This is a genomic window from Pseudomonas sp. SK3(2021), from assembly GCF_016772375.1.
Lineage (GTDB): Bacteria > Pseudomonadota > Gammaproteobacteria > Pseudomonadales > Pseudomonadaceae > Aquipseudomonas > Aquipseudomonas chlororaphis_I.
This window is the reverse complement of record NZ_CP061943.1, coordinates 3,645,013-3,659,181: the sequence shown is the minus strand read 5'-3', so window position 1 is coordinate 3,659,181 and position 14,169 is coordinate 3,645,013. Positions and strand designations below refer to the sequence as shown.

General features: G+C 66.5%; 14 protein-coding genes and 1 pseudogene. 12 read left to right on the top strand and 3 right to left on the bottom strand.

Going from position 1 to position 14,169, the window contains the following annotated elements; all coding sequences use genetic code 11:
* Positions 1-59: 59 nt before the first annotated feature.
* Positions 60-881 (bottom strand): aldo/keto reductase, encoded by an 822-nt coding sequence (locus IF690_RS16200; protein WP_202696464.1) that lies wholly within the window; start codon positions 879-881, stop codon positions 60-62.
* Between the two features lie 205 nt (positions 882-1,086).
* On the opposite strand from IF690_RS16200, the gene IF690_RS16195 reads away from it, so the two are divergent.
* The 6 genes and pseudogenes from IF690_RS16195 to IF690_RS16170 all read left to right on the top strand — a co-directional run bounded on the left by IF690_RS16195 (position 1,087) and on the right by IF690_RS16170 (position 4,677).
* The gene (locus IF690_RS16195) at positions 1,087-1,302 is read left to right on the top strand and encodes a TOBE domain-containing protein (protein WP_202696463.1); all 216 of its coding nucleotides are present in this window, start codon (positions 1,087-1,089) and stop codon (positions 1,300-1,302) included.
* Positions 1,303-1,336: 34 nt separating this feature from the next.
* Positions 1,337-1,444 (top strand): annotated as a pseudogene (locus tag IF690_RS16190) (ABC transporter permease); the annotation flags it as partial.
* Positions 1,445-1,576: 132 nt separating this feature from the next.
* On the top strand, positions 1,577-2,467 hold the full coding sequence (locus tag IF690_RS16185; RefSeq protein WP_202696462.1) for a universal stress protein: 891 nt from the start codon (positions 1,577-1,579) through the stop codon (positions 2,465-2,467).
* Positions 2,468-2,490: 23 nt separating this feature from the next.
* Positions 2,491-3,177 carry a phosphoribosyltransferase gene (locus IF690_RS16180; protein WP_202696461.1) on the top strand — a complete coding sequence of 229 codons (687 nt, stop codon included), beginning with the start codon at positions 2,491-2,493 and terminating at the stop codon, positions 3,175-3,177.
* Positions 3,178-3,334: 157 nt separating this feature from the next.
* Positions 3,335-4,234, top strand: a complete 900-nt coding sequence (locus IF690_RS16175; RefSeq protein WP_202696460.1) for a polysaccharide deacetylase family protein — start codon at positions 3,335-3,337, stop codon at positions 4,232-4,234.
* 194 nt (positions 4,235-4,428) lie between these two features.
* Positions 4,429-4,677 (top strand): hypothetical protein, encoded by a 249-nt coding sequence (locus IF690_RS16170; RefSeq protein ID WP_202696459.1) that lies wholly within the window; start codon positions 4,429-4,431, stop codon positions 4,675-4,677.
* 67 nt (positions 4,678-4,744) lie between these two features.
* Here IF690_RS16170 and IF690_RS16165 read toward each other — a convergent pair whose 3' ends face one another.
* Both IF690_RS16165 and IF690_RS16160 read right to left on the bottom strand, forming a co-directional pair.
* Positions 4,745-5,470, bottom strand: a complete 726-nt coding sequence (locus IF690_RS16165) for a cupin domain-containing protein (protein WP_202696458.1) — start codon at positions 5,468-5,470, stop codon at positions 4,745-4,747.
* 58 nt (positions 5,471-5,528) lie between these two features.
* Positions 5,529-6,386: a GNAT family N-acetyltransferase gene (locus IF690_RS16160; RefSeq protein ID WP_202696457.1), complete on the bottom strand. Its 858-nt coding sequence runs from the start codon at positions 6,384-6,386 to the stop codon at positions 5,529-5,531.
* 267 nt (positions 6,387-6,653) lie between these two features.
* Between IF690_RS16160 and IF690_RS16155 the strand changes: the two genes are divergently transcribed.
* The 6 genes from IF690_RS16155 to IF690_RS16130 all read left to right on the top strand — a co-directional run bounded on the left by IF690_RS16155 (position 6,654) and on the right by IF690_RS16130 (position 14,169).
* Positions 6,654-8,126, top strand: a complete 1,473-nt coding sequence (locus IF690_RS16155; RefSeq protein ID WP_202696456.1) for an aldehyde dehydrogenase family protein — start codon at positions 6,654-6,656, stop codon at positions 8,124-8,126.
* A 453-nt stretch (positions 8,127-8,579) separates the two neighbouring features.
* The gene (locus IF690_RS16150) at positions 8,580-9,248 is read left to right on the top strand and encodes a haloacid dehalogenase type II (protein WP_202696455.1); all 669 of its coding nucleotides are present in this window, start codon (positions 8,580-8,582) and stop codon (positions 9,246-9,248) included.
* A gap of 42 nt (positions 9,249-9,290) precedes the next feature.
* Entirely contained in the window at positions 9,291-10,565 is a 1,275-nt protein-coding gene (locus IF690_RS16145) for an NAD(P)/FAD-dependent oxidoreductase (protein WP_202696454.1), read from the top strand.
* An 89-nt stretch (positions 10,566-10,654) separates the two neighbouring features.
* Positions 10,655-12,292 (top strand): ABC transporter substrate-binding protein, encoded by a 1,638-nt coding sequence (locus tag IF690_RS16140; protein WP_202696453.1) that lies wholly within the window; start codon positions 10,655-10,657, stop codon positions 12,290-12,292.
* 48 nt (positions 12,293-12,340) lie between these two features.
* Entirely contained in the window at positions 12,341-13,297 is a 957-nt protein-coding gene (locus tag IF690_RS16135) for an ABC transporter permease (RefSeq protein WP_202696452.1), read from the top strand.
* Complete coding sequence (locus IF690_RS16130) at positions 13,294-14,169, top strand: ABC transporter permease (protein ID WP_202696451.1); 876 nt, start codon at positions 13,294-13,296, stop codon at positions 14,167-14,169. The genes IF690_RS16135 and IF690_RS16130 overlap by 4 nt, the downstream gene beginning before the upstream one ends.

The window sequence follows — 14,169 nt, the reverse complement described above, 5'->3', positions numbered from 1 at the left end:
GAAAAGAACCTGGCACGGGGCCAGGTTCTTTCGGTGAGGTACGGCTCGCGACAGCAGGCTCAGACCACCGCCAGTCGCTGTTTGCGCAGTGGCGCGGGGAAGGCCTGGTCGATGGCCGTCAGGTCTTCGTCGTTCAAGCGCAACCCGGCCGCCTCGGCGTTCAGCCGGACATGCTCGGGATGTACTGCCTTGGGAATGGCGATCACACCTTCCTGGCGCAGGACCCAGGCCAGGGAAACCTGGGCCGTGGTCACGCCATGGCGTTCGGCGATCTGCTGCAGCGTGGGGTGACGCAGCAGCTTGCCGGCCTGGGCGATAGGGCAGTAAGCCATGAGCGGCAAGCGCTGCTGTTGCGCGGCGGGCAGCAGGTCGAATTCGATGCCGCGTTCCTCGATGTTGTACAGCACCTGGTTGGTGGCACAGGCCGGGCTCGTCAGTTCCTCGAGGTCATCGAGGTCGAAATTGGATACCCCCCAGCGGCCGATCTTGCCGTCTTCGCGCAGGCGCTCGAAGGCTTCCACGGTTTCCTCTAGGGGGTATTGCCCTCGCCAGTGCAGCAGGTACAGATCGAGATAGTCGGTACCCAGGCGCCGCAGGCTGCGGTCGCAGGCTTGGGGAATGCCTTTGCGGCTGGCGTTGTGCGGATACACTTTGCTGACCAGGAACACCCGGTCGCGCTGACCGGCAATGGCAGCGCCAACCACTTCCTCCGCGCCACCCTCGGCGTACATTTCGGCGGTATCGATCAGGCTCATGCCCCGTTCGATACCGGCCTGCAATGCGGCAATCTCGGCGTTGCGCTGGTGGCGCTCCTCGCCCATGCGCCAGGTACCCTGGCCAAGCACCGGGACGGGCACGCCCGCCAGATCGAGTGTTCGCATGACAATCTCCTGAAAGGGTGAGCAAGGGCCCAGAGAAACAAAGGTGCGGTTGCCGGTCAAGGTAACGAAGAAGGAGCGGGATTTTTATATTCTTTTATGGAATAAATTAAATGCTATGTATTCTTTTTAATGTTGACATGAGCAAGGCACCTTAGAGGCCTGCACGGCGATGCGCCAGTGCCCAGCCCAGACAGGAAGGCCCACCATGACCATCAAGGCAATCAACGTTCGCAACCAGTTCAAGGGCATCATCAAGGCGATCCATGAAGGCCAGGTGGTCTCGGAAATCGATGTGCAGACCGCCTCGGGCATCGTCACCTCGGTGATCACCACGCGCTCGGTGCGCGACCTGGAATTGAAGGTCGGCAGCGAGGTCATCGCCTTCGTCAAATCCACCGAAGTATCGATCGCCAAGCTCTGAGGCCTTCGATCCCGCCCCGCGTCATGCCCCGGACCTCGCTTGCGCCCCAGGTATGGCCATGGTCCTGCTGATCGGCGCCCCGGGCTTTGTCCTGGACAGCCTGGCCTGTGGTCTGCACCGACGCTGGACGCACTTGCCGTAACGCCGCGACGGGCGCATTGTCAATGAGCAGTCTGAAGTCATGCTGGCGCTCGATCCGGCGTTGACGCACCGGCGTATATAGAGGCAGGCGCCGGTGGCCGGCGTGGGCGTCCAGCCTATCTGGAGGTGCGCCATGAGCCAGTATCAACGCTTGCTGCTGGTCATCGACCCGGCAATGCGCCAATCCCCGGCGATCCCGCGTGCAGCCGCCCTGGCCAAGGCCAGCGGCGCGACCCTGCATATCGCGGCCTTGCTGAAACCGGCGTCGATTCTTTCGCTGTTCGAGCACAACGTGCGCAATGAGGCGCGCGAACGTTACCGTCTGGAGCACCAGCACTGGTTGCAGGAAGAGGTGCATCGGCTGCGTGGCCATGGCGTCACGGTCAACGGCGAGGTGACTTGGGCCGACGACCTGCTGGAGGAAATCCTGCAGCACGTCGCGGAAATCCAGCCCGACCTGCTGATCAAGGATGTACAGCACGAACCGGCGCTCAAACGCGCCTTTCTCACGCCGATGGACTGGCACCTGCTGCGCCAGTGCCCGGTACCGCTGTACCTGATGGGCCGTCATGGCCATACCCTGCCGCAAATGGTGGTGGCGGCGGTCGACCCGTCGCGTCCGGAGCACCAGCACAACGGGCTCAACGACCGGATCATCCACGAAGCCAACAGCCTGGCCCTGCAATGCGATGCCGAGTTGCACCTGCTGCATGCCTATGACGTGTCGTCGGTCTACCTGGGCGATGCCGGGGGCGGTGGCCTGGTGCTGGCGGACCTGACCCGGGAACTGCGGGTCACCCTGGAAAAAGCCTTTCTCGAACTCGCCGAGCGTTATGGCGTTCCCGAGGAGCGGCGGCATTTCATCCTCGGGCAGCCGGTCACGGTCCTGGCCAATTTCGTCACCGAGAACCAGGCCGACGTACTGGTCATGGGCCGCGTGCATCGCGAGGGCCTGGAGAAACTAGTGGGCAGCACCACCGAGCATGCGCTGTATCAGGTGCCCTGCAGCCTGCTGGCGTTGTAGACGGGCGCCCTGGGAGGTGAGACATGAGCGAATATCCGTCATTGCAGATGACCCTGCGCAACCGTCAGGCCGCCGGGCAAGGGCTGGTCGCGCCGTTGCAGAAATACAGTCGCCGGCCCGAGGTGATCGTGCTGGCGTTGCCCCGGGGCGGGGTGCCGGTGGCCTGGGAAGTCGCCCGGGGCCTGGAGGTACGGCTGGACCTGATGCTGGTGCGCAAGCTCGGCGTGCCCGGCCATGAAGAACTGGCGATGGGCGCCATCGCCAGCGGCGGCATCCGCATCCTCAATCAGGACGTCCTGAGCGGCCATCACATCGGAGATGCCGCGCTGCAAGCGGTAACCCAGCGGGAAACCCAGGAGTTGCAGCGCCGCGAGCGGGCCTACCGCGGCGACCGGCCCGCGCCCGACCTGCGTGGCCAGGTGGTGATCCTGGTGGACGACGGGCTGGCCACCGGTGCCTCGATGCACGCCGCGGTACAGGCCACGCGCCTGCAGCATCCGGCGCGGATAGTGGTGGCCGTGCCCCTGGCGCCGCAGGACACCGTGGACACCCTGAGTTTCGAGGTCGACGAGCTGATCTGCCCGATTACGCCGCTGTGGTTCGTGTCGATCGGCAACGGCTATGCGGACTTTGCCCAGACCTCGGACGAGGAGGTGATCGAACTGTTGCAGCGCGCCTGGCAGCGACCGTGCGAAGGCGCCGCGGCCTGAACGCCCGGGCGGCCTGAAACCGGGTGCCCCGGAACCAAAACCCTGGTTGCCCCTCCAAGCTGTGCCCGGCGCTGCGTGCAGGTCGGGCGAGGGATCCATGGGCGAGGGATTTTTGCCATTGAGGGGACGACCGCGACGGTCCGACACAGGGCAAAACATGAAACGAGGCTTCAGGGTTCTCTGCACAGTGTTGCTGGCCGCCGGCCTGGCCGGTTGCATCGCTGCCCCCATCGAAATGACCGCGCAGACCGAACAACGCCTGCGCGCCCAGGCGCCGATCCGCTTTCTGCTGACCTTCGACGACGGCCCCAGCGCTTCCAGCCTCTACAACCCGACCGAGCGGGTGCTCGACGACCTGCTCGACAACCCGCTGCAGCCGGCGATCAAGGCGGTGTTCTTCGTCCAGACCCGCGCCCCGCGCGCCGGTGGCAGCGACACCGGCCGGCGGATAATGGCCCGCGAGCATGCCGAGGGCCATGTGCTGGGCTTTCATACCGCCACGCCGAGGCACACCAACCATCGCTCGCTCGACCCGCAGGAACTGGAGGCGTCCCTGAACGGCGGCAGCGCCGATATCGCGCTGATCGCCGGCGTGCCGCCGAGCCTGGTACGCCCGCCATTCTGGAACTACGACAAACGCACCTTCGCCGCGTACCAACGGCATGGCCTGCATGTGCTGCTGACCGACCTCAGCGCCAACGACGGCAAGGTCTGGGGCTTCAATGCCAGTCCTCGGCGCCGGGCCAATATGCTGCGCCAGCTGTCGGAGGTGCGCGAACGCATTGCCCTGGGCCAGCTGCCGACGGTGGACGGAGCGATCCCGGTGGTGGTGACCTTTCACGACCTCAATCGCTACACCGCCCGGCATACCCGGGAGTACCTGCAGATCCTGCTCGACAGCGCCCAGGCCAGCGGCCTTCGGACCGCGCCCAAGGCGTTCTACGACGATACCGCGGCGCTGCAACGGGCGGCCCTGGCCCGTACCGTCACCCGCAGCGAGCAGCCGGTGCGGCTGCCGGGGCTGTGGAACTGGCTGTGGGACAGGAACTCCCATTGAGCAGGCGTGACCGTTCGTATTGGACAAGACATGACCGTCGGTCCGCCAGTGCCTTGCCAGGATCGAATAAATCTCTGGTTTTACAGTCACATGGGTGGTTGCAGGCGCCGGCGCCGCCGGTTCGCACAGGGCCCGCTGCGTTGCCGGGCAGCTTTGCCAACCCATCGTTCTGACCCAGGTTCTAGGACACTTCCATGAAGCGATTCGCGACACTCACCCTGACCCTTTGCTCCACGCTGCTGCTGGGTGGCTGCTACCCCCATTGGGACGACGGCCGGCGCTACGATCGCGACCATGACCGCTGGCGCGACCACAGTCGTCATGACCGCGACTACTACCGCGACCGCGATCATGACGACGACCGTTACGACCGTCGCTACGACCGACGGGACCACGACGGGCGCTATCGTCGCGACCATGACGATGACGACGATGACGATTGAGTCGCAGGGCGGTTTTCGCCCGACATGACAACGGCGCCCGAGGGCGCCGTTGTCGTTTGTACCGGCGTTACTTCACCGCATAGAACTTGCGCACATAGGCCGTGCTGTGCCACGCGCAGGGCGTGCCCTGGGCAACGAATAGCGTAGCCCCGGGGCCGGCGGTCAGGTGGCTGCCGTCCGCGCCCTCGAGGGTCACGCTGCCTTCCACCAGGTGCATCAGCTCATGGAGCTTGTGGGGCCGGCCATGGCGGCGGTAAGGCGTGGAGTCCCAGACACCGATCCGCAGATCGCAGGCGTCGTCCTCGAAGGCGTTGCGCGAGCGGCATTGCGGTTCCGGGCCGATCAGGATCTGCGGTTCGGGGGCCGCCGAAGGCGAGAGCATGGCCCGTGGGTCAAGCAGCGTCAGGCCCGATTCGGCGCCCGCAGCGGCACGTTTCACTGCGCAGAAGGCCCAGAGCGTGCCGGGTTCGGCCTCAAGCTTGAGGCGGGTGCCACGGCCGATCACCGCGCTGGCGCCCGGGGTCAGTTCCAGGGCCGGTTCCCCAGACGGCTCGGCGTTGCAGAGCAGCACTTTGCCGGCGTGCACCACGAGCATCTCGATGTGGGGGAAATCCTCGACGGCAAAACTTCCACTGGTGCGCACGACACCGGCGGCAATCCCGTTGCTGCCGTTGTAGGCGACCAACCGATCGGCGCCGAAAGGGTCGTGGCTGCCCAGGGCAGCGGGGGTGAACAGGCTGGCGTCGAAGCGACCGTCGGCGCCTGCCAGCAGCAAAGCGGCGGGTGTGGACATACAAATGACTCTCTGGGGTGGGAAGGTGCCGCGCGGCGGGCGCCCGCGGCGTTGTGGATCAGCCGATGGCCTGGGTCACCAGGGCGAACTGGCGAATGCCACCAAGCGCCTGGGGCGGGGTGCCGCGGGCCATCTGCGCGACCTGGTCGACCTGTTTCAGGCCAGCGCTTTGCAGCCAGTCGGCCAGGCCGCAGTCGGCCGGAATGTCGATGCGCACGAAGGCATCGGGAACCTGGCTCAGCAGGCTGGCGATCATCTGCCGGGCCTGCTCGGGGTTTTCCGCAATCACCGGGCCGATGCAGCGACCACGGCCGAACGGTCGCAGCAGGGCGAAGGCGCGCAACTGGCCGTCGCGCTCGATGCCGACGCCGTGCTCGACCACCGCGAACAGGTCTTCCAGCACCTGCTGGCGGTCCAGGCCGCTGCCGGCGTTGGCCAGGCTCAGCTGGCGCAGGCGGTCGGCCTTGCGCAGCGGCCGGCAGCTTTCGCCGGCGGGCAGGGCGCCGACCTCAGGCACCCGCGCCTGGCCTTGATGTTGCTGGATCATGCCGAACTCGACGAAGCCCTGGCTGGCATACAGCGGCGCGCCGGCCAGGGTGGCGTTGAGGATCGGCGTGCGCGACTCGCAGGCGTGCAGGGCCTGTTCCATCAGGGCGCGGCCGATGCCCTGGCCCTGGTAGTCGTTGCTGACGATCACCAGGCCGATGGTGGCGTAGTCACCCTGGAGGCAGGCGAAGGCGCTGCCGATCAGGCGCTCGCCGTCTTCCACCACGAAGCCCTGGCCGACCCGCTGCAACATCGCCCAGTCTTCCAGGCGATGGGGCCACTTCAATTGCACCGACAGGGCGTGGGCCGCCGGCAGGTCGGCGACAGTCATCGGGCGATACACATAAGCAGGGCGAGGGGTGGCGGACATGGCAAGACTCCGTGGAAAAGATAAGCGCGATCGTCGGCTTTGCTGGGCGGCGATGCGCCTGTATCCCATCTGCGCCGAGACCTGGCAAGAGCCCGGCAGCGATTCGGCAGAATCCCTAAAAGAGCGGCCGGCAGACCACAGTAACTACTTAAAAGGGGCATAAGGTCGGCAGCAAATGCTTGCGCTTTTTTCCTAGGATGGAGGCCTGGTTTTCATCGGCCGGACCGGCCTTCGCCGACCTTATTGCCGCCTTTAGTGGAGTGCTCCATGGATAGCTTCAATCCTCGTCTTGTCGCTGTGCGCAGCGCTCATTTCATCGCCGGCCAGTACCGCGACGCCGCGCCCGGGCTGGAAGTCTCGCGCCCGTCGGACGGCCAGGCCTATGGGCAGTTGCCGATCGCCGACGCCGAATGGGTGGACGAGGCGGTGAACAACGCCTGGCAGGCGTTCGCCCGCTCCGACTGGGCCAGCCGCCCGCCTCGGGAGCGGGCGCGGGTAATGCGGCGCTGGGCCGACCTGGTGGAAGCCGACGCGGCGATCCTCGCGCCGCTGGAGGCAGTGGGTTCGACCCGTCCGCACCAGGACGTGATCGCCTGGGACATTCCTTATGTCGCCGAAGGCATCCGCTTTTTCGCCGAGCTGGCGGACAAGCACGGCGGTTCGCTGGCGGCCACCCAGACCGACCGCCTGGGCATGCAGATCGCCGAACCCTATGGGGTGATCGCCGCCATCGCACCGTGGAACTTCCCGTTGAGCATGGCCTCGTGGAAAGTCGCCCCGGCCTTGGCCGCCGGTAACGCGGTGGTGCTCAAGCCGTCGGAACTGACGCCGTTCTCCAGCCTGCGTTTCGCCGAACTGGCGCTGCAAGCGGGGATCCCGGCGGGCATCTTCAACGTGGTGCAGGGCGACGGCCGAGTCACTGGCGATGCCCTGTGTCGCCATCCGCGGGTGGCCAAGGTGACCTTTACCGGCTCCACCGCCACCGGTTCGAGCATCATGTCCACCTGCGCCCTGGTCGGGCCCAAGCCGGTGACCCTGGAGCTGGGCGGCAAGAGCCCGCAACTGGTGTTCGCCGACGTGCCGGACATCGCCAGGACCGCGCGCACCGTGGCCATGGCCATTACCGGCAACGCCGGGCAGGTCTGCGTCTCCGGTTCGCGGCTGCTGATCGAGCGCTCGATCATGCAGCCCTTCGTCGAACACCTGCGGGCGTACTTCGAACAATTGCGCCCGGGGCCGACCTGGTCGTCGGCCAGCACGCTGTCGCCGATCATTTCCTGGCAGCAGGCCAACCGCATCGACGGCATCGTCCAGCGTTCGCGCCAGGCCGGCGCCGAGGTGCTCTGTGGCGGAGGCTTGTTCGATGGCCTGGGCGGCGCCTATTACCAGCCGACCCTGCTGACCGGCCTGGACAACGGCAACCCGGCGGTCTGCGAGGAGATCTTCGGCCCGGTGCTGACGGTGCAGGCCTTCGACGATGAAGCCGAGGCCCTGGGCCTGGCCGAGCACGCCACCTACGGCCTGGCCGCCGGGGTGCACACCGCGGATATCAACCGCGCCCTGCGCCTGGTCCGGCGCCTGGAAGCCGGCACGGTGTGGGTCAACCGCTACGGGCGCAGCAACGATTACATCCTGCCCACCGGCGGCTACAAGCGTTCCGGCATCGGCAAGGACCTGGGGCGCGAAGCCTTCGAGGCCAACCTGCGCTTCAAGAGCGTGCTGATCGATATCGCCGGCTGAAAGCCATGACCGGCGGGCGGCGGCTGAGCGGGGCGGTACGAAGTATGCATTGGACCTTCCGGCGCGGCCGAAGGCCGGCCGCCACCGGTTGGGGATTGACCGGGACACACTCTGCGATTCAGCGAAACGGGCGCTTCCAGACGGGGGCGCCCGTTTTTGTTGGCGGCGGCGCAGGTTCTGCGGCGGTCGGCCCCTGGCTTGAGGCCCGGCGGCCGGAAAAGGTCCATAAAAGCGCATGAATACGGGCTTTGCCCAAGGCTGGCGCGCCCCGCAAAGTCTGCTGAGGGCACCCCGAAAAACGGTGGTTTGTATCGAGCAGCCCGCGCTTTTAACGCCATCTGCTGATTTCACGGTGTTGTAATGAAGCTGTGATTGCAACGCTGCATCAGGGCTCCGGCAGCCGCGCTCTTGCGTGTCACGCCATGACCTCAACGAACTTCAGGACCGCACTCAATGAGCTTCCTTCGTCCCAAATTCATTACGTTCGACTGCTACGGTACGCTGACCAACTTCCACATGGGCACCATGACCCGCGAGCTGTTCGCCGACCGCGTCGGCCCCGAGCAGATGGACCAGTTCGTCAAGGACTTCTCGGCCTATCGCCTGGACCAGGTCATGGGCGACTGGAGGCCCTACGACGAGATCCTCAAGACCGCGCTAGCGCGGACCTGCAAGCGCTGGGGTGTCGAGTACCGTGACGAAGGCCAGTTGTACTACGACGCGGTACCGACCTGGGGCCCCCATCCCGACGTGCCGGCCGGCCTGTCGAAGATCGCCGACAAGATCCCCCTGGTGATCTTCTCCAATGCCAGCAACAGCCAGATCATGTCCAACGTCGACAAGCTCGGCGCGCCGTTCCACAAGGTCTTCACCGCCGAACAGGCACAGGCCTACAAGCCACGCCTGGCGGCCTTCGAATTCATGCTCGACAACCTCGGCTGCGGCCCGCAAGACATCCTCCATGTGTCTTCCAGCTTCCGTTACGACCTGATGCCGGCCCACGACATGAAGATCAAGCACAAGGCCTTCGTCGCCCGTGGCCACGAACAGCCGGCCAACGCCATCTACGGCTACCAGCAGATCCCGGACATCGGCGGCCTGGCCGCGCTGGTCGGTCTCTGATCGGCCATGGGCGCTCTTCAAGGCATGCTCAGGGAGTCAGGCATGGGCAGTGAATCCTATTGGCTCGACAGTGCGCCGGCGTTCACCGGGGCACAGGCCGGCGCGTTGCCGGACAGCGTCGACGTGGCGATCGTCGGTGGCGGTTTCACCGGGCTGTCTGCGGCCCGCGCGCTGGCCATGAAGGGCGCCCGGGTGGTGGTGCTGGAGGCCGGCCGGGTGATCGGCGAAGCCTCCGGGCGCAACGGCGGCCAGTGCAACACCGGGGTGGCCCAGGATTATGCCGCCCTCAGCGCCAGCCTCGGCGCCGAACGGGCGCGGGCCTATTACCAGGCCTACGAGCAGGCGGTGCAGAGCGTCGTGGCGCTGGTGGAGCAGGAGGGCATCGGTTGCGACCTCAAGCGCAACGGCAAGCTCAAGCTCGCGGCCAAGCCCTTGCATTACGAAGGGCTGGCGCGCACCTGCGAGCTGATTCGCCGCGAGGTCGATGCCGATGTCGAGTTGCTGTCCGCCGAGCAGGTGCGCGGCGAAGTCGATTGCGCCGGTTTTCACGGCGGCCTGTTGCAGCGCAACGGCGTGCAGATGCATGTCGGGCGCTTCGGCGTCGGCCTGGCGCAGGCGGCGGCGCGCCATGGCGCGCTGATCTATCAGGACTGCGCGGTCAAGGGCTGGCAGGGCAACAGTGGCGGCTACCGGCTCGACACCGCGCGCGGTTCGTTGCAGGCGCGGCAGATCCTGCTGGCCACCGGCGCCTGCCAGCATGGCGACCTCGGCTGGTACCGACGGCGCATCGTGCCGGTGGGCAGCTTCGTGGTGACCACCGAGGTGCTGCCGCAAGCCCTGGTCGAGCGGTTGCTGCCGCACCAGCGTTCCTATGTCACCAGCCGCACCATCGGCAACTACTTCCGCCTGACCCCGGACAACCGCCTGCTGTTCGGCGGCCGGGCGCGTTTCGCCATGTCCAGCCCCAGCTCCGACGCCAAGAGCGGCAAGGTGCTGCAGGCGGCCATGGTGCAGATGTTCCCGCAACTGGCCGGGGTCGGGATCGACTACTGCTGGGGTGGGCTGGTGGACATGACCCGCGACCGACTGCCCCGGGCCGGCGAACGCAACGGCATCTACCACGCCATGGGCTACAGCGGCCACGGCGTGCAGATGTCGGTGCACATGGGCCAGGTCATGGCCGAGGTCATGGACGGCAAGGCCGGCGCCAACCCCTGGCAAGACCTGGCATGGCCGGCGATTCCCGGGCACTTCGGCAAGCCCTGGTTCCTGCCGCTGGTAGGCGCTTACTACCGCTTCCAGGACTATCTGCACTGAGTTTGCTGCACCGTCGTTTTGCGTTTCCAGCACGCTCCGGTCAACCGCGAGCACTCGAGCCTTCTCATTATTCGACAGGTAGAACTGCTATGACTGACAACAAAGTCGATCCGCAACTGATTTCCGGCGAAGAAAGCCTGCGGGTTTTCGAGGGCCTGAACCGTGGCATGTCCCGCCGCAGTGCCTTGCGCATGCTTGGCGTGGCCGGTGTCGCCGCCGCGGGCGCCGGCAGCCTGTTCGGCAGTACCGGCGCCTTGCTCGCCAGCGATAGCGCGGCGCCGGGCAAGGGCAAGCCGGGCGGACGCATCCGCGTCGCCGGGATGTCCAGTTCCACCGCCGACACCCTCGACCCGGCCCGGGGCGCACTGTCCACCGACTATGTGCGGCACTTCATGTTCTACAACGGCCTGACCCGCTTCGACAGCCACCTGGTGCCGCAGCTGGAGCTGGCCGAGCGCATCGACAATACCGACGCCACCCTGTGGGTCATCACCCTGCGCAAGGACGTGACCTTCCACAACGGCAAGGGCCTGACCGCCGCCGACGTGGTGTTCTCGCTGTCGCGCCACAAGGACCCGGCCACCGGCTCCAAGGTCATGCCGCTGATGGAGCAGTTCGCCGAGATCAAGGCCACCGGCACCCATGAGGTGCAGATCCGCCTCAAGGCGCCGAACGCCGAGCTGCCGTCGATCCTTGCGGTCTCGCACCTGCTGATCGTGCCCGAAGGCACCAGCGACTTCAGCCAGGGCATCGGCACCGGGCCGTTCAAGGTCAAGGAATTCAAGCCGGGCGTGCGTTCGGTCTCCGCGCGCAACCCGAACTACTGGAAGCCGGGCCTGCCGTACCTGGACGAGATCGAGTTCATCGCCATCGCCGACGAGCCTTCGCGGGTCAACGCCTTGCTCTCCGGCGATGTCAACCTGATCAACGAGGTCAACCCGCGCTCCACCGCGCGCATCGCCGCCAGCGCCGGGCACCGGGTGGTGGACGCGCCGTCGGGCAACTACACCGACCTGATCATTCGCCAGGACCAACTGCCTGGCCAGAGCCCGGAGTTCACCCAGGCGCTCAAGCACCTGCTGGACCGCGAGCAGGTGAAATCTGCGGTGTTCCGCGGCTACGCCGTGGTCGGCAACGATCACCCGATCGCGCCGGGCTCGCGTTACTACAACGCCGACCTGCCGCAGACCGTGTACGACCCGGAAAAAGCCCGCTTCCTGCTGAAGAAGGCCGGCATGGAGAAGGTCAGCATGCCGCTGGTGGCCTCGCCGGCCGCCACCGGTTCGGTGGACATCGCCGTGCTCCTGCAGCAGTCGGCCAAGCAGGCCGGGCTGACCCTCAACGTCAACCGCCTGCCCAGCGACGGCTACTGGTCCAACCACTGGATGAAGCACCCGCTGAGCTTCGGCAACATCAACCCGCGGCCGAACGCCGACGTGATCTTCTCGCAGTTCTTCCAGTCCAGCGCGCCATGGAACGAGTCGGGCTGGAAGAACGAGCAGTTCGACCAGTTGCTGATGCTGGCCCGCGGCGAAACCGACGACGCCAAGCGCAGCACGATGTACGCCGACATGCAGACCCTGGTGCACGACCACTGCGGCATCGGCATCCCGGTGTTCATCAGCAACATCGACGGGGTCGACCAGCGCATCAAGGGCTATGGCAGCAACCCCCTGGGCGGCTTCATGGGCTACATGTTCGCCGAGCAAGTGTGGCTGGATGCGTGAGGGGCGAAAGCGGGTTCCGTCGGGGCTGCAAGGCAGGAGGGAAGGGCGATGAATAGCAACACACTGTGGTTGATCGGGCGGCGCATGGGCGCCGCGGTCGTGACCTTGTTGATCGTCTCCATGGTGGTGTTCGCCATCACCGCGGTGCTGCCGGGGGACGCGGCGCAACAGGCCCTGGGGCAGTTCGCCACGCCGCAACAGGTGGCGGCGCTGCGCCTGAAACTGGGCCTGGACCAGCCCGGTGTGGTGCGTTACCTGCACTGGTTGCTCAGCCTGCTGGCCGGCGACATGGGCACCTCGGTGTCCAACGCCATGCCGGTCAGCGAGCTGATGGCCGGGCGGGTGCCCAACACCCTGATGCTGGCGGCGGTGACCGCGGTGGTCTCGGTGCCGGTGGCGCTGACCCTGGGCATCGGTTCGGCCATGGGCCGCGGCGGGCGCCTGGACAGTTTCCTGAGCTTCATCACCCTGGCCCTGGTGGCGGTGCCGGAGTTCCTGGTGGCGACCCTGGCGGTGCTGGTGTTCGCGGTGAACCTGGGCTGGCTGTCGGCCTTGTCCTACGCCAGCGAAACCCACTCGCCGCTGCAGTTCCTGCGCACCTACGCCTTGCCGGTGATGACCCTGTGCTTCGTCATCGTCGCGCAGATGGCGCGCATGACCCGCGCCGCGGTGATCGACCAGCTCGACAGCCCCTACGTGGAAATGGCCCGGCTCAAGGGCGTCAGTCCGGTGCGCATCGTGCTGCGCCACGCCTTGCCCAACGCCATCGGGCCGATCGCCAACGCGGTGGCGCTGAGCCTGTCGTACCTGCTGGGCGGGGTGGTGATCGTCGAGACCATCTTCAACTATCCCGGGATCGCCAGCCTGATGGTCGACGCGGTGACCAACCGCGACATGGCGCTGGTCCAGGCCTGCACCATGCTGTTCTGCACGGCCTACCTGGGCTTGGTGCTGATTGCCGACCTGTGCGCGATTCTTTCCAATCCGAGGCTGAGAAACCAATGACCAATCTCAGGGTGAAGTCGACGCCTGCCACGCCCGACCTGGCGCTTGGCAAGGTGTCCCACGGGCCCTCCTGGCTCGGCCTGACCGGGGCCGCGATGTGTGTGCTGTGGCTGCTGGTGGCGCTGTTCGGCCCCTGGCTGGCGCCGCACCCGGTGGGCGAAGTGGTGTCTGCCAACGTGTTCGACGCCATGGGCGCGGCCTATCCGTTCGGCACCGATTACCTGGGCCGCGACATGCTCAGCCGGGTACTGGTGGGCGCGCGGTTCACCGTCGGCCTGGCGCTGATTTCCGCGGTCCTGGCCAGCGGCCTGGGCACCGCCTGCGCCTTGCTCTCGGTGGTCGCGCCGAAATGGCTGGACGAAGTCATCAGCCGCCTGATGGATGCCTTCATTTCCATCCCGAGCAAGATGCTGGCGCTGATCATGGTCTCGGCCTTCGGCTCCTCGGTGGTGCTGCTGGTGTGCACCGCGGTGCTGAGCTTCACCCCCGGGGCGTTCCGCATCGCCCGCAGCCTGGCGGTGAATATCGAGGCCCTGGAGTATGTGCAGGTGGCCCGCACACGGGGCGAGCGCCGGCTGTACATCGCCTGCGTGGAGATCCTGCCGAACATGCTCAACCCGGTGCTCACCGACCTGGGCCTGCGCTTCGGCTTCATCGTCCTGCTGCTCAGCGGCATGAGCTTCCTCGGCCTCGGCGTGCAGCCACCGGACGCCGACCTCGGCTCGCTGGTGCGCGAGAACATCGGCGGCCTCAACCAGGGCGCGCCGGCCATCGTCATCCCGGCGCTGGCCATCGGCACCCTGACCATTGGCGTGAACCTGTTCATCGACAGGGTCTCGTCGCGCCGCAGCCGCCGTCCGGGAGGGCATTGA